The organism is Pseudomonas frigoris (genome assembly GCF_047758635.1).
Classification (GTDB): Bacteria; Pseudomonadota; Gammaproteobacteria; order Pseudomonadales; family Pseudomonadaceae; genus Aquipseudomonas; species Aquipseudomonas frigoris.
The window spans coordinates 2,350,383-2,372,518 of record NZ_CP180479.1 but is presented as its reverse complement, the minus strand read 5'-3'; the positions used below and the strand labels follow the sequence as shown (position 1 = coordinate 2,372,518).

Here is a 22,136-nt window from a genome sequence, read left to right as displayed (position 1 = left end):
AATCAGTTTATTCGATTATTTACGTGACGCAACTTTCTGCCCCTGGGGCTCCAACGACTCCCGCTCCCGATCGAACGCCAGGTAATACTTGTTCACGCTATTAACATAGCTGACGGCGCCCATTCCCACCTGCTCCATGGCGATGCGCTCCACCTGGAAGAACCACTGATTGGGATTCAAACCGCGCCGACGAGCCTCGGCACGCATGCCCTGAACGCGCTCCGGCCCCATGTTGTAGGCCGCCAGCACGAACGCCATGCGCTCGCGCTCGTTGAGTTTGGGGCTGGCAAAGAATTTGCGGCGGATCATCGCCAGGTACTTGGCCCCGGCCTGCACATTGGCGTCGAGATTCTGAATGTTGTTGACCCCCACCCGCTGGGCGGCGGACGGGGTGATCTGCATCAGGCCGGTAGGGCCGCTGCCACCGCGGGCGTTGGGTTGCAGGGCTGATTCCTTGAACGCCAGGGCAGCCAGATTCAACCAGTCCATGCCTTGGGCTTCGGCGTGTTTCTGCAGCACCGGGCGAAGTTTCTCGAGGCGCTGCCGATCAGCCTTGGCCAATGGATAGTGCACTTGATACAGACGTCGATAGATCCGCAGGAACGCGGCATCCTGATCCGATGGTTTCTTGTAACCGGTCAGGAAGCGATCAATGCTCGCCCGCAACATTGAGGCGTCGCGGCGCACGAACCAGAATTCTTCGCCCGGTTCACTGATGAGCACCTGCCGATCGAAACGCAACTTGGACAGGATCTTGCCCCAGCGCTCGGCGATGGGTTGCTCGACGATCGTCAGGTGAAAGATTCCGCCCTGGACCATTTCCAGCACATCCTCGACCGCCAGACTGGGATCGACCCACTCGATTGTCACCGGTGGCAGTTTAAGCAGCGCGAGCTTTTGATTGATCTGGCTGACCGCGTCCCCAGCGGCACTGCCGGTGGGCAACGCCAGGGTTTTGCCGGAGAGTTGTTCGAGACGGGTGTAACGTCGCTCGCCTTTGATCCCGACCAATACCAACAGGATGTTGCTGGCAATCGGTTCACTGGTGCTGACCGCGTGGCCCGGTTGCAGGTCGAGCAGCTCCCCCGGTGCGACCAGATCACCCTCGCCGCGCTGCAAAGCGCCGATCAGTTGATCCTTGGCCTTGGGTATGATCTTGAGGGTGATTTCCTGACCGTCACGGGCGTGACCGTTGAGGTACTGCTCGAAGGCACGCAAGCGGTGGTATTCAACACCGATGGCCTGGCCCTGAACTTCGCCGGAGCTGTTGCGGCTCTGGTTGACCAACACCCGCAGCACACGACTGCTGCGGATTTCCGCCAAGTCGCGCACTTTGGTCGAAGGCACGGCTTGCAGCGGCCCGGCCAGACGCGCAACCGCCGGCATCGGCAGCAGCAACGAACAACACAGCAGTAGCAAAACCGAGGGACGTATCATCCACTCTCCAGAAAGAATACTGGGCCGATCTCAAGAGTTTTCATGAAATCGAACGACAGAAACAGAGCGCCTTGAGCGCTGGCAAAGTGCGAAAGACTGGCACAGTGATGGCACGCTAGCCACCCTGACCTGTCTCGCGGCATCAAGAGACAGCTTTAACTCGTTGTAGTTCTTGGCTTTTCTTATAAATCTACAGCTCTGATATGCTTTCCGGCCTTTGGTCCGAGGTAGCACCATGCAACTCATCGATATCGGCGTCAACCTGACCAACCCCAGTTTTGCCGACAAACACCAGGCTGTACTCGACCGCGCCTACGCGGCCGGGGTTTGCCAATTGGTGCTCACCGGCACCAGTGTCGAGGGCAGCGAACAGGCGCTGGAACTGTGCCGGCAACTGGACGAAACGGCTCAACGGCTGTTCGCCACCGCCGGCCTTCACCCCCACGGCGCCAGCGACTGGAACGCCGACAGCGCCCAGCGTCTGCGCAGTTTACTCAAGGAGCCGAACGTCGTGGCAGTGGGTGAATGCGGGCTGGATTTCAATCGTGATTTCTCGCCGCGCCCGCAGCAGGAAAAAGTCCTGGAAAAGCACTTGGAGTTGGCGGTCGAGTTGCAATTGCCGGTGTTCCTCCACGAGCGCGATGCCAGTCAGCGCTTGCTGGAAATCCTTCGCGATTACCGTGATCAATTGCCGGCCGCCGTGGTGCATTGCTTCACGGGCGAAAAGAAGGCGCTGTTCAGTTATCTCGATCTGGATTTGCACATCGGCATCACCGGCTGGATCTGTGATGAGCGCCGGGGCACGCACCTGCATCCACTGGTGAAAGAGATCAAACGGGGACGGCTAATGCTGGAAAGCGATGCGCCGTATCTGTTGCCGCGCAGTCTGCGACCCAAGCCGAAGAATGGTCGCAACGAACCGGCGTATCTGACCGAAGTATTGCGGGAAGTGGCATTGCATCGCGGGGAAAGCGAGGAAGATCTGGCGGCTCACAGCACGGCGTGTGCGCGAGCGTTCTACGGGTTGCCAATGGTCGACTGACGAACCGAACCTGTGGGAGCGGCGGTGCGACGATTCGACTTGCTCGCGAAGGCGGTACATCAGTCAACATTTTTGTCGACTGACACACCGCTTTCGCGAGCAAGTCGAATCGTCGCACCGCCGCTCCCACATTATCAGTGACTGTTGCGCATCATCTCTTTAGGCACGTACTTGCCGATCTCGAACTTGCCGATCGCCGCGCGGTGCACTTCGTCCGGGCCGTCGGCCAGACGCAGGGTGCGCTGCATCGCATACATGTAGGCCAGCGGGAAATCGTTGGACACCCCTGCCCCGCCATGGATCTGGATCGCCCGGTCGATCACCCGCAAGGCCACGTTCGGCGCAACAACCTTGATCTGAGCGATTTCGCTCTTCGCAATCTTGTTGCCAACGGTGTCCATCATGTACGCCGCTTTCAACGTCAGCAGGCGTGCCATGTCGATTTCCATTCGCGAATCGGCAATCTTGTCGATGTTGCCGCCGAGGCGTGCCAAAGGTTTACCGAACGCAGTACGGGTTACCGCCCGTTTGCACATCAGTTCCAATGCACGTTCGGCCATGCCGATTGAACGCATGCAGTGGTGAATCCGACCCGGGCCAAGGCGACCCTGAGCGATTTCGAAGCCGCGTCCTTCGCCCAACAGGACGTTTTCGTACGGCACACGGACGTTTTCGAACAACACTTCGGCATGGCCGTGGGGCGCGTCGTCATAACCGAACACGGGCAGCGGACGAACGATCTTCACGCCTGGGGCATCCACCGGCACCAGAATCATCGAGTGCTGCGCATGACGCGGCGCGTCTGGATCGCTCAGGCCCATGAAGATCAGAATCTTGCAGCGTGGATCGCAGGCGCCTGAGGTCCACCATTTTTTGCCGTTGATCACCCATTCGTCGCCATCACGCACGGCGCGGGCGGCCATGTTGGTGGCGTCGGAGGAAGCCACGTCCGGTTCGGTCATGGCGAACGCCGAGCGGATCTCGCCGCGCAGCAGCGGTTCGAGCCAGCGCTGTTTCTGTTCTTCATTGGCGTAGCGCACCAGCACTTCCATGTTGCCGGTGTCTGGCGCGGAGCAGTTGAACGGCTCGGGGCCCAGCAGCGAGCGGCCCATGATTTCGGCCAACGGCGCGTATTCGAGGTTGGTCAGGCCGGCGCCGAGTTCGGACTCAGGCAGAAACAAATTCCACAAACCTTCAGCCTTGGCCTTGAGTTTGAGCTCCTCCATGATTGCGGTCGGCTGCCAGCGATCGCCCTCGGCGACCTGGCGCTCGAACACCGCTTCGGCGGGATATACGTAGGTGTCCATGAACGCGGTCACGCGCTCACGCAGTTCTTGCACCTTGGGCGAATAAGCGAAATCCATGGGCAGCTCTACCTTTTAACGGAGGGTTTTGATGAGTTGTTCAGGTCATGCAATCGATGCTAGAACAGCTACGAAAATTTACCTAGCCTATTCTCGGCGTGTATTAACATTCATCACCGATATATGATCGGCTGATCGAGAGCCCAACAATAAGAGTGCAGCGCAATGAATCTGAGCAAGGTCGACCTCAACCTTTTCATCGTCTTCGACGCGATCTACACCGAAGCCAACCTGACCCGTGCAGGGCAGATTGTCGGCATTACTCAACCGGCGGTCTCGAACGCTCTGGCCCGTCTGCGGGAGACCTTCAATGATCCGCTGTTCGTGCGTACCGCTCAGGGCATGGTCCCGACGCCCATGGCGCAGAACATTATCGGGCCGGTGCGTAACGCCCTCTCCTTGCTGCGGGTGTCGGTGCAGGAAAGCCGTATTTTCAACCCGTTGCAGGCGGTCAAGACCTACCGCATCAGCATGACCGACCTCACCGAAGCGGTAATCCTGCCGGCACTGTTCCAGCGCCTGCGGCGTCTGGCGCCGACGGTGATCATTGAAAGCTTTCTGTCCAAGCGCCGCGAAACCACCAAGGAACTGGCGGCCGGGCGCCTCGATTTCGCCGTCGATGCGCCGCTCAACACCGACCCGCAAGTGCGCCACGTCAAGTTGATGGAAGACCGTTACGTGTGCGCCATGCGCAAGGGCCATCCGCTGGCGGGCAAAGAGAAATTCACCCTCGATGATTACCTGTCGCTGACCCATATCCATATTTCCAGCCGTCGCAGTGGTCTGGGCCATGTCGACCTGGCCTTGGGCAAAATGGGCATTCAGCGCAAGATCGCCCTGCGATCCCAGCATTACTTGATGGCGTCGCAAGTGCTGCAACAGACCGACATGGTGATGACCGTGCCGGAACGCTTTGCCCGTCGCCATGATTTGTACTCGGTGAACCTGCCGGTCAACGATGTGCCGCCGGTAGAAACCCACCTCTACTGGCACGAAAGCACCGACCAGGACCCGGCCAACCGCTGGATGCGCGAGCAGATGATCGAGTTGTGCCAGCAGGTGACGGCACATGAGAAGAAGCTCGACAAAGTGTAGGACTTGGCACCCCGTCATCGTTCTTCGTCGGAACGCCGCCCGGAGCAAGCCCGCTCCCACATTCGATCGCATTCTTTCTGAAAGAACTGGGTTAAATGTGGGAGCGGGCTTGCTCGCGAATGGACCCGCAAGAACACTGAAGATTCATGCTGCTTGACGTAAACGTCAACCTGACATTAGCTTAGCGCCATGACCTTTTTCGAGCGCTTCCATGAGCAGCCAGACCTATAGCATTTCCGACCTCGCCCGCGAGCTCGACATCACCACCCGGGCCATTCGCTTTTATGAAGAGCAAGGCCTGCTCAGCCCCGAGCGACGCGGTCAGGAACGCATCTACTCGCCCCGTGACAAGGTCAGCCTGAAGCTGATCCTGCGGGGCAAGCGCATTGGTTTCTCCCTGGCCGAATGCCGCGAGCTGATCGAACTCTACGATCCCTCCGGCGGCAATCAGAAACAGCTGCAAACCATGCTGACCAAAATCGCCGAACGTCGTGAACAGCTCGAGCAGCAGATGCTCGACATCGAACAGATGAAGCTGGAACTGGACACCGCGCAGGAGCGTTGCACCCAGGCGCTGGAACAGACGATCAAAAACCAGCAGGTCATTCAGTAGGTCTACACAAATCTAATGTGGGAGCGGGCTTGCTCGCGAAAGCGATCAGTCAGCCAGCATCAATGTTGAATGTAAGTCCGCTTTCGCGAGCAAGCCCGCTCCCACATTTGAACAGTGTTCGTCCATAACAATAGGTCAATCCCATGTCCCTACCCACTCACGTACGCCTGGTCGAAGTCGGCCCACGCGACGGTCTGCAAAACGAAGCCCAACCCATCAGCGTTGCGGACAAGGTGCAACTGGTCGACGCGCTGACCGCCGCCGGTCTCGGCTATATAGAAGTCGGCAGTTTTGTTTCGCCCAAATGGGTACCGCAAATGGCCGGTTCCGCCGACGTCTTCGCGCAGATCCAGCGTAAGCCTGGCGTGACTTATGGTGCACTCGCCCCCAACCTGCGCGGGTTTGAAGACGCCATCGCGGCCGGGGTCAAGGAAGTCGCGGTGTTCGCCGCCGCGTCGGAATCGTTTTCCCAGCGCAATATCAATTGCTCGATCAGCGAAAGCCTGGAGCGTTTCGTGCCAATCATGGACGCCGCCAGGCAACACGGGGTCAGCGTGCGCGGTTACGTGTCCTGTGTGCTGGGCTGCCCTTACGAAGGAAACGTCGCGCCGGAACAAGTCGCTCGAGTCGCTCGCGAGCTCTATGCGATGGGCTGCTATGAAGTTTCCCTGGGCGACACCATCGGCACCGGCACCGCTGGCGCGACCCGCAAGATGTTCGAGGTGGTGTCGGCCGACGTACCCCGTGAAAAACTGGCCGGGCACTTCCACGACACTTATGGCCAGGCCATGGCCAACATCTACGCCAGCCTGCTGGAAGGCATCTCGGTGTTCGACAGCTCCATCGCCGGCCTCGGTGGCTGCCCATACGCCAAGGGCGCCAGCGGTAACGTCGCCACCGAAGACGTGGTTTACCTGCTCAATGGCCTGGGAATCGAGACCGGTATCGACCTGGACGCCTTGATTCTGGCCGGTCAGCAGATTTGCACGGTGCTGGGGCGACCGACCGGTTCGCGCGTGGCCAAGGCTCGTAGCGCACAGTGAGTGCGCGGATGTGTCCGGGTGTTACCGCTGCGTCTGAAACGTGGGGCGCAAGCGAGTAACACGGAAACAAATTGTCGGGTTTTGACTGAACGAAAAATCCGACAAAAACTTAATGCATTGATTTTAAAGGCTTTTTAAAAGTTGGCACGGCTTCTGCTGTCTCTACTGCATAACAAGAACAAAAAAAGCGGCAAACCTAATAAAAATAAGACGTAACGACTCTGACATAACAAAAACAACACGGCAGAGACGCAGCTAACAGATTTTTTTGGAGAGGATGTGCTTTTCAGGGTGCTTTTCGGAGTAACCCGCAACCGGGCAGAGAACAATAAAACTACCTTCAGGTAGCTCCCGAACTGGTTGGATCGTTTAGCGAAAAAGTAGATCAGCGCTCAAAAAAATACGTTTGCTCTTGATCCCGGATGGGGATCGACAAAAACAGCGGTAAAGGGCCACGGTTTCCAAAAACAACAAAAGACCGCCCCTCAATAATAAAAAAAGAGCACGCGCAACGACAAAATTAAAGGGGAGCTTCGGCTCCCCTTTGTGCTTTCTGGCGTTTGACTTTCCCCCTATCCAAATGTGGGAGCGGGCTTGCTCGCGAAAGCGGTGTGTCAGTCAACATTTTCGTCGGCTGATACACCGCTTTCGCGAGCAAGCCCGCTCCCACAGGGGATTGTGGTCAGCCTTTGATATCGCGCAATTCCTCGATGCTGATCTCGCGCATCCGAAACTTCTGAATCTTCCCGGTTACGGTCATCGGAAACTCTTCGACGAACTTGAAGTAACGCGGTGTCTTGAAGTGCGCGATGCGCTCCTTGCACCAGGCTTGCAGCTCCTGCTCGGTGGCGCTGTGGCCCGGATGGAACTTGATCCACGCGACAATCTCTTCGCCATACCGCGAGCACGGAATCCCGATCACTTGCACATCCGCGACTGCCGGATGGGTGAAGAAGAACTCTTCCAACTCCCGCGGGTAAATATTCTCACCACCACGGATGATCATGTCCTTGTTACGTCCGGCAATGCATACGTAGCCTTCGTCGTTCATGCTCGCCAGATCACCGGTGTGCATCCAGCCAGCCTGGTCGATGGCTTCCGCGGTGCCTTGCGGGTTGTTCCAGTAACCGAGCATCACGCTGTAGCCGCGGGTGCACAGCTCACCGATAGTGCCGCGCGGCACCAGGTTGCCCGCCTCGTCGATGATCTTGCTTTCCAGTTGTGGCTGGGTGCGACCGACGGTGGTGACGCGCAATTCCAGTTCGTCTGACGGACCGGTCTGCAATGACACCGGACTTGTTTCCGTCATGCCGTAGGCAATCTGCACTTCGCTCATGTGCATCTCACTGATGACCCGACGCATCACTTCGATCGGACAGGTCGCCCCGGCCATGATCCCGGTGCGCAGGCTCGACAGATCAAATTCAGCGCGCTTGGGCTGATCGAGCATGGCGATGAACATGGTCGGTACGCCGTAAAGCGCGGTGGCCTTTTCTTCGGCGACGGTGGCCAATGTCAGCAGTGGATCGAACGCATCGTTGGGGTAAATCATGGTGCTGCCGTGGGTCATGCAACCGAGGTTGCCCATGACCATGCCGAAGCAGTGATACAGCGGCACCGGGATGACCAGACGATCACTCGCGCTCAGGCCGAGGCTTTCGCCGACCATGTAACCGTTATTGAGAATGTTGTAGTGACTGAGGGTCGCGCCCTTCGGGAAACCAGTGGTGCCGGAGGTGTACTGGATGTTCACCGCCTGGTCGAAATGCAGGCTGTGCTGACGTTCGCTCAATTGCTCTGCCGACACGCTCCCCGCGAGATCGGTCAATTGCGACCACGGCAGGAAACCCGATGGCGGCTGAGCATCAAGGCTGATGACACCGCGCAGTTCCGGCAGTCGTTCACTCTGCAATTTTCCGATGGAGTGCTCAGCCAGCTCGGGAACGAGGCCTTGCAGCATCCCGTGATAGTCGGAGGTCTTGAAGGCGCCTGCGCAGACCAGCCATTGGCAACCGGATTGCTTCAACACATATTCGAGTTCGGAGCTGCGGTAGGCCGGATTGATGTTGACCAGAATTACGCCAATTTTCGCGCTGGCGAACTGACTGATACACCATTGGGCGCAGTTCGGTGCCCAGATACCCAGGCGATCACCGGTCTGCAAACCCAGCGCCAACAGCGCTCTGGCATGCAGGTCCACGGCTTCGGCCAATTGCTGCCAGGTGTAGCGCAACTGTTGATGGCGCACGACCAGCGCCTCCCCGGTCGGATACTGCGCGACGGTGTTATCGAACGCCTGGCCGATGGTCATCGCCAGCAAGGCTTTGTCCTGGGAACCACGGGTGTAACTGCGCTGCGGGCTTGCACTGGGTTGATCCATGACGACCCCTATTGTCTTTATTTATGGGTTGCCGACGGTCACCTGTGGGAGCGGGCTTGCTCGCGAAGGCGTCGTGTCAGTTGACATTAACTTTGACTGACACACCGCTTTCGCGAGCAAGCCTGCTCCCACAGGGATGGTCCGCGTTCTTTCTTGAACTGGCTCTACTCTCGCTCAAGTTGACGTTAACGTAAAGGGTGATTGACAGCCATTCGTCACAGGCTTACGTTAACGTAAAGGTGAGAGCCACATCACTGCCCTCCCTACCCTACAAAAAAGCCAAAAGGTGACCCATGAGCTACCCATCCCTGAACTTTGCCCTCGGTGAAACCATCGACATGCTGCGCGATCAGGTTCAGTCCTTCGTCGCCAAAGAGATCGCACCACGCGCCGCTCAAATCGACATCGACAACCTGTTCCCCGCCGACCTGTGGCGCAAATTCGGCGACATGGGCCTGCTGGGCGTGACCGTCCCGGAAGAATACGGCGGCGCTGGCTTGGGTTACCTGGCCCACGTGGTGATCATGGAAGAAATCAGCCGTGGTTCGGCGTCCGTCGCCCTGTCCTACGGCGCGCACTCCAACCTTTGCGTCAACCAGATCAACCGCAACGGCAATCACGAACAGAAAACCAAATATCTGCCGAAGCTGATCAGCGGCGAACACATCGGCGCCCTGGCCATGAGCGAACCGAATGCCGGTTCTGACGTGGTGTCGATGAAACTGCGCGCCGACAAGCGCGGCGATCACTACGTCCTGAACGGCAGCAAGACTTGGATCACCAACGGTCCGGACGCCAACACCTACGTGATCTACGCCAAGACCGACCTGGAAAAAGGCCCTCACGGCATCACCGCGTTCATCGTAGAGCGTGATTCCAAAGGCTTCAGCCGCAGCAACAAATTCGACAAGCTCGGCATGCGCGGTTCCAACACCTGCGAGCTGTTCTTCGACGACGTCGAAGTACCGGAAGAAAACATCCTCGGCGTGCTCAACGGTGGCGTGAAAGTGCTGATGAGCGGCCTCGATTACGAACGCGTTGTCCTGTCCGGCGGCCCGACCGGGATCATGCAGGCCTGCATGGACTTGATCGTGCCGTACATCCACGACCGCAAGCAGTTCGGCCAAAGCATCGGCGAATTCCAGCTGATCCAGGGCAAAGTCGCCGACATGTACACCCAACTCAACGCCAGCCGTGCCTACCTGTATGCGGTAGCGCAAGCGTGCGAACGCGGCGAAACCACCCGCAAGGATGCCGCAGGCGTGATCCTCTACAGCGCCGAACGCGCCACGCAAATGGCCCTCGACGCGATCCAGATTCTCGGTGGCAACGGCTACATCAACGAATTCCCGGCCGGTCGTCTGCTGCGTGACGCCAAGCTGTACGAAATCGGTGCCGGCACCAGTGAGATCCGTCGCATGCTGATCGGTCGCGAACTGTTCAACGAAACCCGCTAAACGGAGCTGTCCATGGCTATCCTGCATACCCAGCTCAACCCCCGTTCGGCGGAGTTCGCGGCCAACAGCGCGGCGATGCTCAAACAGGTCGACGACCTGCACACCCTGCTCGCTAAAGTGCAGCTAGGTGGCGGCCCGAAGGCGCAAGAGCGCCACACCTCGCGGGGCAAACTGCTGCCTCGTGAACGGATCAATCGCCTGCTCGATCCGGGTTCGCCGTTTCTCGAAATCAGCCAATTGGCGGCCTACGAGGTTTATGGCGAAGATGTTCCGGCCGCTGGCGTGATTGCCGGGATCGGCCGTGTGGAAGGCGTCGAATGCATGATCGTCGCCAACGACGCCACCGTAAAAGGTGGCTCGTATTACCCGCTGACCGTGAAAAAACACCTGCGCGCCCAAACCATCGCCCAGCAGAATCGCTTGCCGTGCATCTATCTGGTGGACTCGGGCGGCGCCAACCTGCCGCGGCAGGATGAAGTGTTCCCGGACCGTGAGCACTTCGGACGGATCTTCTTCAACCAGGCCAACATGAGCGCCATGGGCATCCCGCAAATCGCGGTGGTCATGGGTTCCTGCACCGCCGGTGGCGCGTACGTGCCGGCTATGGCCGACGAAGCAATCATGGTGCGCGAGCAAGCGACGATTTTCCTCGCCGGCCCGCCGCTGGTAAAAGCCGCGACCGGTGAAGTGGTCAGCGCCGAAGACCTTGGCGGGGCCGATGTGCACTGCAAGATTTCCGGGGTGGCCGACCACTACGCCGAGAGCGATGAACACGCCTTGGCCATTGCCCGACGCAGCATCGCCAACCTCAACTGGCGCAAGCTCGGCGAAGTGCAACAGCGCACGCCCATCGCCCCGCTGTACAACAGCGACGAGCTCTACGGCGTGGTGTCGGCGGATGCCAAGCAGCCGTTCGACGTGCGCGAAGTGATCGCGCGGTTGGTGGACGGTTCGGTGTTCGACGAATTCAAAGCACTGTTCGGGACGACCCTGGTGTGCGGCTTTGCCCACTTGCACGGTTACCCGATCGCGATCCTCGCCAACAACGGCATTCTGTTCGCCGAAGCCGCGCAGAAAGGCGCGCACTTCATCGAACTGGCCTGCCAGCGCGGCATTCCACTGCTGTTCCTGCAAAACATCACCGGTTTCATGGTCGGCCAGAAATACGAGGCCGGCGGCATCGCCAAGCACGGCGCCAAACTGGTGACCGCCGTGGCGTGCGCCAAGGTGCCGAAATTCACTGTAATCATCGGCGGCAGTTTCGGTGCCGGTAACTACGGCATGTGTGGGCGAGCTTACGATCCACGCTTCCTGTGGATGTGGCCGAACGCACGCATCGGCGTGATGGGCGCCGAGCAGGCCGCGGGTGTTTTGGTGCAGGTGAAACGCGAGCAGGCCGAACGCAGTGGCCACGGTTTCAGTGCCGAGCAGGAAGCCGAGATCAAGCAACCGATCCTCGACCAGTATGAAGAACAGGGTCATCCCTACTACTCCAGCGCCCGTTTGTGGGACGACGGCGTCATCGACCCGGCGCAAACCCGCGATGTATTGGCCCTGGCCTTGTCGGCTTCGCTGAACGCGCAAATAGAACCGAGCCGCTTCGGCGTGTTCCGGATGTGATTTTATGTGGTAGCGGGCTTGCTCGCGAAGGATTCACCGCGGTCTATCTGATGCACCGCGTTATCGTTCTTCGCGAGCAAGCCCGCTCCCACATGAGTTGTGGAGACGGACAAATATGAGCGACTTCAACACCCTCGAACTGCTGACCGACCCGCGTGGTTTCGCGACCCTGTGGCTCAGCCGTGAAGAAAAGAACAACGCGTTCAACGCCGAAATGATCCGCGAACTGATCCTCGCGCTGGACAAAGTGTCGAGCGACACCAGCCTGCGATTTCTGCTGGTGCGCGGACGCGGCAAGCATTTCAGCGCCGGCGCGGATCTGGCCTGGATGCAGCAATCGGCCGAACTCGATTACCACACCAACCTCGACGACGCCCGGGAACTGGCGGAGTTGATGTACAACCTCGCCAAGCTGAAAGTCCCGACGCTGGCGGTGGTGCAAGGCGCTGCATTCGGTGGTGCGCTGGGCCTGATCAGTTGCTGCGACATGGCCATCGGCGCCGATGACGCGCAGTTCTGCCTGTCGGAAGTGCGCATCGGCCTGGCCCCGGCGGTGATCAGTCCGTTCGTGGTGCAAGCCATCGGCGAACGCGCGGCACGTCGCTATGCGCTGACTGCCGAGCGTTTCGGCGGACAACGAGCGCGGGAAATCGGCTTATTGTCGGAGAGTTATCCAATCGCTGAGCTGGAGCAAAAAGTCGAACAGTGGATCGACAACCTGCTGCTCAACAGCCCGGCCGCCATGCGCGCCAGCAAGGAATTGCTGCGCGAAGTCGGCCACGGCGCACTGACCCCGGCACTACGCCGCTACACCGAAAACGCCATCGCCCGCATCCGCGTCAGCCTCGAAGGTCAGGAAGGCCTGCGGGCCTTTCTGCAAAAACGTCCGCCGAGCTGGCAAGCCGAAACCACCACCAAGGAGCCGCGTTGATGAGCGCACCTGTTCTCACCACCCTGCTGGTGGCCAACCGCGGCGAAATCGCTTGCCGGGTGATGCGCACCGCCAAAGCCCTGGGCCTGACCACCGTGGCCGTTCATAGCGCCACTGACCGTGAAGCCCGACACAGCCGCGAAGCGGATATCCGCGTCGACCTCGGTGGCAGCAAAGCCGCCGACAGTTATCTGCAAATCGACAAACTGATCGCCGCCGCCAAAGCCAGTGGCGCTCAGGCGATTCATCCGGGTTATGGCTTTCTTTCCGAGAACGCCGGGTTCGCCCGCGCGATCGAAGAAGCCGGCCTGATTTTCCTCGGCCCGCCCGCCTCGGCCATCGACGCGATGGGCAGCAAATCCGCCGCCAAAGCCTTGATGGAAACCGCCGGCGTGCCGCTGGTGCCCGGCTATCACGGTGAGGCTCAGGACCTCGACACCTTCCGCGACGCCTGCGAACGCATCGGTTATCCGGTGCTGCTCAAGGCCACCGCGGGGGGCGGCGGCAAAGGCATGAAAGTGGTCGAGGATGTCCGCCAGTTGGCCGAAGCCCTGGCCTCGGCCCAGCGTGAAGCGAAATCCTCGTTCGGCGATTCGCGGATGCTGGTGGAGAAGTACCTGCTCAAACCGCGCCACGTGGAAATCCAGGTCTTCGCCGACCAGCATGGCAACTGCCTGTACCTCAACGAACGTGACTGCTCGATCCAGCGTCGGCACCAAAAAGTCGTTGAAGAAGCACCCGCTCCAGGCTTGAGCCCGGAACTGCGCCGCGCCATGGGCGAAGCCGCCGTGCGATCGGCACAGGCCATCGGTTACGTCGGCGCCGGTACCGTGGAGTTTCTGCTGGATTCCCGCGGTGAGTTCTTCTTTATGGAGATGAACACGCGCCTGCAGGTCGAGCACCCGGTCACCGAAGCCATCACCGGCCTCGATCTGGTGGCCTGGCAGATTCGTGTGGCTCGTGGCGAAGCGCTGCCGATGACCCAAGCCGAGGTTCCGCTGATCGGCCATGCCATCGAAGTGCGGTTGTATGCCGAAGACCCGGGCAATGATTTCCTGCCGGCGACCGGTCGACTGGAGCTGTATTGTGAATCCGCGCAAGGTCCGGGACGGCGGGTGGACAGTGGTGTCGAAGAAGGCGACGAGATTTCGCCATTCTACGACCCGATGCTCGGCAAACTGATTGCCTGGGGCGAGGATCGTGAACAGGCGCGACTGCGGCTGCTGAGCATGCTCGATGAGTTCGCCATTGGCGGGCTCAAGACCAACATCAACTTCCTGCGCCGGATCGTCGGCCATCCGGCGTTTGCTGCGGCCGAACTGGATACCGGGTTCATTCCGCGTTATCAGGAAGAACTGCTGCCAGTCGCCTCGGACCTCAGTGACGAATTCTGGCAAGCCGCCGCCCAGGCGTTTGCCCAAAGCCAGCCGAGTTCTCCACGAGCCGATGACCCGGTTTCGCCTTGGGCCAACAGCAATGGTTTCCGTGCCGGACTGCCGATAGAAATCACACTGCACTTGAGTTGTGAAGGCCAGGATCGCGCGCTGACGTTGGGCGCCGCTGATGCCCACACAGCCCAACTCAAGGGCGAACAACTGCTGACCGAGCACAACGGCCTGCGCCGCCAGCATCGGGCAATCCGCCGAGGCGACGTTCTGTATCTGCAATGGGAAGGTGAATTGCGCCGCATCGAGTCCTACGACCCGATCAGCGCCGTCGAGGCCAGTCACAGCCATCACGGCGGGCTGACCGCCCCCATGAATGGCAGCATCGTGCGGGTATTGGTGGAAGCCGGGCAAACGGTCGAAGCCGGGGCGCAGTTGGTGGTGCTGGAGGCGATGAAGATGGAGCACAGCATTCGTGCACCACACGCCGGGGTGATCAAGGCGCTGTATTGCCAGGAAGGCGAGATGGTCAGCGAAGGCAGTGCGTTGGTCGAGTTTGAAGAAGCATGAAATGAAGATCGGCCCTACGTCTTGCGAGGACCGATCTGATTAGAACCTGGCTGTCGCCTGAACCACTACGCCGATAATTCGACACTCTTCGGTGTAAAGGGCTTTCGGATACGTCGGATTGAGCGGGACCAGGTAACGCTGCCCGCCCTCTTCCATCAGTTTGCGAAAGGTCGCCTCGGCGCTGTCGGGCCATTGGGCGATCACCAGCTTTCCGGGTTCCGGCACGATGGCCGGGTCCACCAAGATCATCATGCCCTCGGCAATGCTGATACCCGTGGGCGCGGTCATCGCATCGCCCACCACACTCAGCCAGAAGGCCGGGCCCTGGGCGTGGTAGTCGGTCAGCTCGAAGCGTTCCTCCTTGCGATACACCGTCAGCTCACCATCGCGCAGCTGCGCCGGCTCCTTCCAGTCACTGACCGGGTAGCGGAAGTACGGGTTGTACTTCAGCGCCAGAGGCATCTCCTCCTCTTCCAGGATGAGTGGTTCGCGGATCACCAGCGCCACTTCGAGAAAGTCCATGCCCAGCGCCTTCAACACACGGTTCATGTTGACGACGCCGGGGTCGCGGCGTTTGTTCAGCCAGTGGCCGACGCCGCCCTGGGACATCCCGAGGCGATCTGCGAGTTCTTCTTGAGTGACTTTGAGTTCACTCATCTTGGCCTTGACCAATTCAATCCATTTATCCATGTGCGGCACCATACGTGGGCGCCTCCGGCCATCAAAACACAAATTGTAGTATTTAATCTCTCGTCATAAATACAGTACGTACTAGGATTGGTTCACGGATCTGAATCTATCACGGAGCTTGCCATCGCCATGTCCATCCCCTGCAACGACCTGCCTGACATGCAAATCGACACTTCCCTCACCTCGCCAAAAGGCTCTGCCGCCGCGCAACGAGCGCTGGACTATTACTTGAAACCAGCTGTTTCAGAGGAAGTGGTCGAAGAACGTTTCTTTGACGTAAACCGCAACATCAGCTGCGAAGAGGCGCTGGTCCATGCCACGGATTTGCTACGTTGTGCCGCCGCCATCGCGTACGAGTCAGCCAGCAATTTGCAGGGCGCAAGTCGGGACCTGGCGTTTTCGGCGGTGCACATGATCGACATGGCCAAGGCGATGGTGGATCGATCCCTGGAGGGCGATCAGAACGGGTGAGACACGGGTGCTGACGAGGAGGACGGGAAAGAATTTTCCAATCGTGCAGGTAAAAACATTTGACTTGCAAACGAGAATGATTATTATTGCATGCAGCTGGTCGCGAGATCAGTCGATTGTCCAAGTGACCTTAGGTCGGTCTCCTGGACTATCTCCTCATCAGGCTAATCACGGTTTTTGACCCGGCTTTTTGCCGGGTCTTTTTTTTGCCAGTTATTCTGGCTTTACCTTCAGGCTAATGAAGTCTTTAGGTGTTGCAAATTCAAACGGCGCGGATGATATCAAAAGAATATCCGTTGGCAAGAGAAGCCCAGCATCATTGGCCAAAACTGATCAAAAAATAGCGCTTGAGAATCAATCGTACAGTCTCTAAGCTGCGTCGGCGTCAAGGAGGACGCCCCCCGCTTCAGCCCAGAATTTCCCCCGGTTTTTCACTTCCCAGCGTGTAAAGTAGCAGCCATAAAAATCATATTCAGGAATCGACTATGACCGTGGCTAAATCCTCTTTCGACATCAGTGCCAACTTCGACAGTGGCAACATTGAAGTGCTGGACATCAGCAATCCGTTGCAAGCTCTGCTGGCCATCAAGCCAGACACCCGCAGCCAGCACTTTCAATGGTTCCACTTCAAGGCCAGCGGTCTGCATGTCGGTCAGGAACACTGGTTTCGTCTGAACAATGCCAGCAAGTCCTCCTACAACAAAGCCTGGGATGGTTATCAGGCGGTGGCGTCCTATGACCACGTCAACTGGTTCCGGGTGCCGACCATTTTCGAAGGTGACTGCCTGCGCTTCAGCCTTGAGGCCACCGCCACCCACGCCTGGTTTGCTTACTTCGAACCCTACAGCCGCGGTCGCCATGACTGGTTGATCGAGCAAGCGCTGACCAAGGCCGGCACCAAACTGCTGGCCACCGGCAAGAGTGTCGAAGGTCGGGATATCCAGCTGCTGCGTAAAGGCACGGGCGCCGAAGGTCAACGCAAGGTCTGGATCATCGCCCAGCAACACCCCGGCGAACACATGGCCGAATGGTTCATGGAAGGCGTGATCGAACGTCTCGAAAAACACGACGATCCGCTATTGAACAAACTGCTGACTAGCGCCGATCTGTATTTGGTGCCGAACATGAACCCGGACGGCGCTTTCCATGGTCACCTGCGCACCAACGCCATGGGCCAGGACCTGAACCGCGCCTGGCAGAGCGCCAGCCAGGAAATCAGCCCGGAAGTGCTGTTCGTTCAGCAGCAGATGGAAAAGTACGGCGTGGACCTGTTCCTCGACATCCATGGCGATGAAGAAATCCCCTACGTGTTCACCGCCGGCTGCGAAGGCAACCCGGGTTACACGCCACGGATCGAAAAACTCGAAGAGCACTTCCGCAGTCATCTGAAGCACCTGACCAAGGACTTCCAGACCAAGCACGGCTACACCCGCGACGAACCGGGCAAAGCCAACATGACCCTGGCGTGCAACAGCGTCGGCGAGAAATTCGACTGCCTGTCGCTGACCCTCGAAATGCCCTTCAAGGACAACAACGATGCGCCGAATGCGCTGACCGGCTGGTCTGGCAAACGCTCGAAACAATTGGGCAAGGATGTGCTGACCACCGTTGCTGACATGGTCGATACCTTGCGCTGAATGATCAGAATCAAAAGATCGCAGGCTTCGCCAGCTCCTACGCCGATCGTGTGAACCGCACGAATCTTTGTAGGAGCTGCCGCAGGCTGCGATCTTTTAGCCGCGATCCTTGCCCCGCAACATGCTGTCCAGCACGTCATCGCGGCGCACCCAACCGTGAAACAACGCCGCCGCCAAATGCAGCAGCACCGTCAGGAACAACAAATACGCCAGATACCCGTGAGCCTTGCGCAGGATCGCAAATACCTGCGCATTCGCCGGTACGATCGGTGGCAATTGCAACGAGCTGCTGAGCATCACCGGGTCGCCGGCCGCCGAAATCATCGCCCAGCCCAGCAGCGGCAGGATCAGCATCAACGCGTACAACAAGACATGCGAAGCCTTGGCCGCCAGCGCTTGCCAACCCGGCAGATCCGCCGGCAGCGGTGGCTGTTGAGTGGAAAAGCGCACGGCCAGGCGCACGATCACCAACAGCAGAATCGCGACGCCCAAAGGTTTGTGCAGATGAATAAGCCACTGATGACGCTCGGACACCGAAGCGGCCATGCCCGCGCCGATAAACAGCATGGCAATGATCATCAGCGCCATCAGCCAGTGCAGCAATCGCGCTAAAGGCGCGAAGTGGTTCGCTTGAGCGCTCATTGACGAGACTCCTGTTTATTCGCAGAGGGCAACTGGCTGACTTCGCTGGTACGACGCAAGTAGGAAGTGGCGTACCCCGCTGAACGAGCGGCGAGCAATGGGTCGTCGGAACCTTCTATGCCGGCGGGCAGTACCAGCGGGTCATAGTTGATGTCACGGCATTCGCCATTGAGTTGCGGCTGGGTGCTTTCGAGCACCAGGGTGCCGGCGTTCAACACTTTGCGACCCTCGGGCCAGGCCTTGCTGGCGTCATTGACCGGATCACCGGGGTTGGCCAGGGTGATATTCAGCTGCCAACGCAGCGGCCCTGCGGAAATGCGCTGTACCAAGTCCTTTTCCAGGAAATCACCACCCTCAGGCGCCGTAGCACCCGCGGCATCCTGAGCGACTGGCACCATGCTCCAGCGCACCGCCTGCCGTTGTCCTGCAGCGTTCACCAGGTAAAACGCATTGACGCTGTTGTAGGTTTCCGTCACGTAACTGGCCGACGGCTTGGCGGTTTTGATCCAGGCCAGGAACGGTGCAGCTTCCGGATGCGAGCCGAAGAACGCCGGCACCGCAGTGGGGTTCGGCTTGCCGGTGGCCGGGTCCGGTGACTGAGCTTGTTGCAATTGGTAGAACGCTTCGGGCGTGCCCACCGGGAACACCGGCATGCTGTTCATCCCGGTGCGCCATTGCTGGCCGTTGGCCTGGGTGAATCGCAAGGCCAGACTGCGGATCGGCACGCTGTTGTCTGGCGCATAAGGATTACCGGCCGGCAATGCGAAACGCCCGACCACCGGGGTCCGCGCTACATTGAACACCTGAGCGCTGGAATAGCTGCGCGCCTCACCGCTGCTCTCGAAGTGCCCGATCACGCATACACCTTTGGAGTGGTTACGCCGGAAGCCCGGGTGCACGCCGTTGTTGGTCTCCAGCACATTGATCAGTTTTTTCGGCGTCAGACGCTGTGGGTCAAAGGTGCCGTTGACGTAGGCAAAAGCCCCGGCCACTGCGGCAACCACCACAGCGATACCCGCCAGACGTAATGTCACGCTCGCGGCACTCAAGGGTGGCCGGGTTGGCGGTGATGAGCGATCTACCATGAAAGACTCCAGGGCCATCGGCCACAAGTGAGAAGGATCAAGCAGACGAACCCCACGGCGGTTTATTCCATCGCGCGGTGTTTATTTTTTCAGGCGTGGAATAACCTCGAATGCCGGGCGTCTTCCTGGTGTCCGGTCTCACAAATACGTTCCTTTTTGGCGAGTGGCTGTTGTTGCCAGACAAGGCGCCGCGACGAGTCATAGCCCGCTATGGCGAGGAGCGGCAACGCAGTATGGCGACAACAGACGCCGCCAAAAAGGAAACGTATTTGTGAGACCGGACACTCACCACAGCGTAGTGACTAGCCAGAACTTCATGAACGATATCGACGAACAACTGCGAGAAATCATTCCCAGATTGCGCCGGTTTGCCGTGTCGTTGACGCGCAATCCCAGCAGCGCCGACGACCTGGTGCAGTCTTGCCTTGAGCGCGCGCTGTCGAGTTGGGGCGACAAACGCCCCGACGGCGACTTGCGCGCCTGGTTGTTTTCGATTCTGTATCGACAGTTTCTCGATGCTCACCGGCGCTCCCGGCGTTATGCGCGGATGCTCGAATTCTTTACCGGGCGTGACGATACACAGCCGTCGGTGGAACGCACCGTGATCGCCCAATCGACCCTGAAAGCCTTCGACCAACTCACCACCGAACAACGTGCCCTGCTGCTCTGGGTCTCGGTCGAAGGCTTGAGTTATAAAGAGGTCGCCGAGATTCTCGACGTCCCCACCGGCACCGTGATGTCCCGCCTGTCCCGTGCCCGCCAGGCCTTGCGCCAGTTGAGCGACGGCGAAATCACCCGCCCTTCTCTGCGGATACTCAAATGATCAGCATGCCCCCAAGCGAGCGTGACCTGCACGCCTACGTCGACCATCAACTCAGCGATGCCGACCGACGTCTGGTGGAGACTTTTCTGGCCAGCAACACTGAAGTGGCTGCACACGTGCGTGCCTGGCAGCAGGACGCCCAGCAACTGCGCGCGGCATTGAGCGGCGCCCTGCAGCAACCGGCCAATCCGGACCTCGACCCGGCGCTGATTCGCCAACGCCTCAAACGACAATCGCGCCGTCACCTGGCCAGCGCCGCCGTGTTGCTGATCGCGGTCAGCGTCGGCGGGTTCAGCGGTTGGCAAGCCCGGGAGATGACGCTCATCAGTGCCACGCCGCCGATGACCGATGCGATGCAGGCGTATCGACTGTTTGCCCAGCAAGGCATCTTGCCGGCCGACTACAAAGTCAGTGACGACGGTGACATGCAGGGTTGGCTCGACCGCTATTTCACTGAAGCCAATCGCTTGCCTGACCTCTCGGGCGCCGGTTTCAAACCGGTCAGCGGACGCTTGCTGAGCACCGAGCAAGGGCCGGCGGCGATGGTGGTTTACGAAGATCAGGGCGGGCATAAAGTCAGTTTCTACGTCCGCCCACCGGGTCCGAAAAACTACCTGTTGCCCAGGGGCAGTCGCAGCGATGGCGAGTTGCAGGCCGAGTACTGGTCGGGGGGCGGGTACAACTACGCGATGGTCAGCCCGAGCGATACGCCGGCGGCGCAGTTGCTCAAACAAACCGTCCAGTTCTAACCACACCACCAATCCCCTGTGGGTGCGGGCTTGCTCGCGAATGCGGTGTGACAGTCGACATTAATATTGACTGATCAACCGCATTCGCGAGCAAGCCCGCTCCCACATTGGATTTGTCCAGATTTCAACCCTGCCCGAACACTTGCGAAGGCCTACGCAGCAACGGGTCGAACGGATTGATCCGCGGCCCGATCAGTGCCGCTTCGCGCTTGAGCATTTCCACCACCGTCGGCAAGCGGTCCGGCCCCAGCCGATCACTCACAGTCGCCACACTCAGTGCCGCGACCGCCCGCCCTTCACGATCCAGAATCGGCACCGCCACCCCGGCCATGCCCTGCAATACGCCGGTGTTGCGCCCGGCATAACCCAGCTTGCGCACGTTCTCGACTTCCGAGCGCAGGAACACCTCGTCGTACAGGTGAAAATCCTTGAGCCGCGGCAAGTTGTAGTGAATCACCGTGTCGCGCTCTTCTTCTGGCAGGAACGCCAGAATCGCCAGACTGCCCTGCCCCACGCCCAACGCCACCCGCCCGCCGATGTCACCGGTAAACGTGCGGATCGGAAACGGCCCTTCGCTACGATCCAGGCAGATCGCATCAAAACCACTGCGCGCCAGCAAGAACAACGAATCCCCCAACGACGCCGACAGCCGCAGCAGCGCCGGACGCACCAGTTCGCGCAGGTTTCCAGTGTTCCCGGCACGAGCCGCCAGGGCGAAAAACTCCAGACTCAAGCGATAGCGTTTGCTGCGCGCATCCTGCTCGACCATGCCCTCATCCATCAGGCTGCGCAGCAATCGATGCGTGGTCGGTTGTGACAATCCGATGCGCTGGGCCAGTTGCGTCACCCGCTCCCCGCCCTCGACGGTGTCACCCAGACTACGCAGCACGGCAAACAGTCTGGAGACTGCGCCAACACCGACATCACTTTTGCTTTCATTCCGCTGAATGGAATCTGTCATGGGTTTTCTCGAGTATTAATTTACTCACCGAATGAAACTGAAAATAGTCATCGCCTCAGTGAAATAGGCCATTGAGCCCATCCTATTCTTCGTCCTACTCTGCGTCCAGACAGGGGCGATTCGAACAACAGCGGCAGCCGA

General features: G+C 59.3%; 19 protein-coding genes. 12 read left to right on the top strand and 7 right to left on the bottom strand.

The window, feature by feature from the left end; translation table 11 throughout:
• Positions 1 to 15: 15 nt before the first annotated feature.
• The gene (locus ACMXYH_RS10685; protein WP_415767055.1) at positions 16 to 1,437 is read right to left on the bottom strand and encodes a transglycosylase SLT domain-containing protein; all 1,422 of its coding nucleotides are present in this window, start codon (positions 1,435 to 1,437) and stop codon (positions 16 to 18) included.
• Between the two features lie 235 nt (positions 1,438 to 1,672).
• On the opposite strand from ACMXYH_RS10685, the gene ACMXYH_RS10680 reads away from it, so the two are divergent.
• Positions 1,673 to 2,479, top strand: coding sequence for a TatD family hydrolase (locus tag ACMXYH_RS10680; RefSeq protein ID WP_129436991.1), 807 nt, complete (start codon positions 1,673 to 1,675; stop codon positions 2,477 to 2,479).
• 134 nt (positions 2,480 to 2,613) lie between these two features.
• Here the strand turns inward: ACMXYH_RS10680 and ACMXYH_RS10675 are convergent, their stop codons facing one another.
• On the bottom strand, positions 2,614 to 3,843 hold the full coding sequence (locus ACMXYH_RS10675) for an acyl-CoA dehydrogenase (RefSeq protein WP_134421416.1): 1,230 nt from the start codon (positions 3,841 to 3,843) through the stop codon (positions 2,614 to 2,616).
• A gap of 165 nt (positions 3,844 to 4,008) precedes the next feature.
• On the opposite strand from ACMXYH_RS10675, the gene ACMXYH_RS10670 reads away from it, so the two are divergent.
• The 3 genes from ACMXYH_RS10670 (at position 4,009) to ACMXYH_RS10660 (ending at position 6,594) form a co-directional block, all read left to right on the top strand.
• A complete protein-coding gene (locus ACMXYH_RS10670; protein WP_046047541.1) occupies positions 4,009 to 4,938 on the top strand; it encodes a LysR family transcriptional regulator in 930 nt (309 codons plus the stop codon).
• Between the two features lie 211 nt (positions 4,939 to 5,149).
• Positions 5,150 to 5,551: a MerR family transcriptional regulator gene (locus tag ACMXYH_RS10665; RefSeq protein ID WP_134421417.1), complete on the top strand. Its 402-nt coding sequence runs from the start codon at positions 5,150 to 5,152 to the stop codon at positions 5,549 to 5,551.
• 143 nt (positions 5,552 to 5,694) lie between these two features.
• Entirely contained in the window at positions 5,695 to 6,594 is a 900-nt protein-coding gene (locus ACMXYH_RS10660; RefSeq protein ID WP_134421418.1) for a hydroxymethylglutaryl-CoA lyase, read from the top strand.
• A gap of 682 nt (positions 6,595 to 7,276) precedes the next feature.
• Here ACMXYH_RS10660 and ACMXYH_RS10655 read toward each other — a convergent pair.
• Positions 7,277 to 8,974: an AMP-binding protein gene (locus tag ACMXYH_RS10655; RefSeq protein ID WP_415767054.1), complete on the bottom strand. Its 1,698-nt coding sequence runs from the start codon at positions 8,972 to 8,974 to the stop codon at positions 7,277 to 7,279.
• Positions 8,975 to 9,267: 293 nt separating this feature from the next.
• Between ACMXYH_RS10655 and ACMXYH_RS10650 the strand changes: the two genes are divergently transcribed.
• The 4 genes from ACMXYH_RS10650 (at position 9,268) to ACMXYH_RS10635 (ending at position 14,937) form a co-directional block, all read left to right on the top strand.
• The gene (locus ACMXYH_RS10650) at positions 9,268 to 10,431 is read left to right on the top strand and encodes an isovaleryl-CoA dehydrogenase (RefSeq protein WP_129436997.1); all 1,164 of its coding nucleotides are present in this window, start codon (positions 9,268 to 9,270) and stop codon (positions 10,429 to 10,431) included.
• A gap of 12 nt (positions 10,432 to 10,443) precedes the next feature.
• Positions 10,444 to 12,051 carry a carboxyl transferase domain-containing protein gene (locus tag ACMXYH_RS10645; RefSeq protein WP_415767053.1) on the top strand — a complete coding sequence of 536 codons (1,608 nt, stop codon included), beginning with the start codon at positions 10,444 to 10,446 and terminating at the stop codon, positions 12,049 to 12,051.
• A gap of 115 nt (positions 12,052 to 12,166) precedes the next feature.
• Positions 12,167 to 12,982, top strand: a complete 816-nt coding sequence (locus ACMXYH_RS10640) for a gamma-carboxygeranoyl-CoA hydratase (RefSeq protein ID WP_129436999.1) — start codon at positions 12,167 to 12,169, stop codon at positions 12,980 to 12,982.
• On the top strand, positions 12,982 to 14,937 hold the full coding sequence (locus ACMXYH_RS10635) for an acetyl/propionyl/methylcrotonyl-CoA carboxylase subunit alpha (protein ID WP_415767052.1): 1,956 nt from the start codon (positions 12,982 to 12,984) through the stop codon (positions 14,935 to 14,937). Before ACMXYH_RS10640 ends, ACMXYH_RS10635 begins: the two co-directional genes overlap by 1 nt.
• 39 nt (positions 14,938 to 14,976) lie before the next feature.
• Here ACMXYH_RS10635 and ACMXYH_RS10630 read toward each other — a convergent pair whose 3' ends face one another.
• Complete coding sequence (locus tag ACMXYH_RS10630; RefSeq protein ID WP_415767051.1) at positions 14,977 to 15,627, bottom strand: LexA family protein; 651 nt, start codon at positions 15,625 to 15,627, stop codon at positions 14,977 to 14,979.
• A gap of 129 nt (positions 15,628 to 15,756) precedes the next feature.
• On the opposite strand from ACMXYH_RS10630, the gene ACMXYH_RS10625 reads away from it, so the two are divergent.
• Both ACMXYH_RS10625 and ACMXYH_RS10620 read left to right on the top strand, forming a co-directional pair.
• Entirely contained in the window at positions 15,757 to 16,098 is a 342-nt protein-coding gene (locus ACMXYH_RS10625; protein WP_123366193.1) for a DUF6124 family protein, read from the top strand.
• Between the two features lie 485 nt (positions 16,099 to 16,583).
• A complete protein-coding gene (locus ACMXYH_RS10620) occupies positions 16,584 to 17,735 on the top strand; it encodes a M14 family metallopeptidase (protein WP_415767050.1) in 1,152 nt (383 codons plus the stop codon).
• A gap of 96 nt (positions 17,736 to 17,831) precedes the next feature.
• Here the strand turns inward: ACMXYH_RS10620 and ACMXYH_RS10615 are convergent, their stop codons facing one another.
• Both ACMXYH_RS10615 and ACMXYH_RS10610 read right to left on the bottom strand, forming a co-directional pair.
• Positions 17,832 to 18,377: a cytochrome b gene (locus ACMXYH_RS10615; protein WP_415767049.1), complete on the bottom strand. Its 546-nt coding sequence runs from the start codon at positions 18,375 to 18,377 to the stop codon at positions 17,832 to 17,834.
• On the bottom strand, positions 18,374 to 19,462 hold the full coding sequence (locus ACMXYH_RS10610) for a catalase family peroxidase (RefSeq protein ID WP_415767048.1): 1,089 nt from the start codon (positions 19,460 to 19,462) through the stop codon (positions 18,374 to 18,376). The genes ACMXYH_RS10615 and ACMXYH_RS10610 overlap by 4 nt, the downstream gene beginning before the upstream one ends.
• A gap of 316 nt (positions 19,463 to 19,778) precedes the next feature.
• On the opposite strand from ACMXYH_RS10610, the gene ACMXYH_RS10605 reads away from it, so the two are divergent.
• Positions 19,779 to 20,285, top strand: a complete 507-nt coding sequence (locus ACMXYH_RS10605) for a sigma-70 family RNA polymerase sigma factor (protein WP_415767673.1) — start codon at positions 19,779 to 19,781, stop codon at positions 20,283 to 20,285.
• Entirely contained in the window at positions 20,282 to 21,034 is a 753-nt protein-coding gene (locus ACMXYH_RS10600; protein ID WP_415767047.1) for an anti-sigma factor family protein, read from the top strand. The genes ACMXYH_RS10605 and ACMXYH_RS10600 overlap by 4 nt, the downstream gene beginning before the upstream one ends.
• Positions 21,035 to 21,158: 124 nt before the next feature.
• On the opposite strand, the gene ACMXYH_RS10595 is transcribed toward ACMXYH_RS10600, so the two are convergent.
• A complete protein-coding gene (locus ACMXYH_RS10595) occupies positions 21,159 to 21,995 on the bottom strand; it encodes an IclR family transcriptional regulator (protein WP_415767046.1) in 837 nt (278 codons plus the stop codon).
• Positions 21,996 to 22,136: the final 141 nt, after the last annotated feature.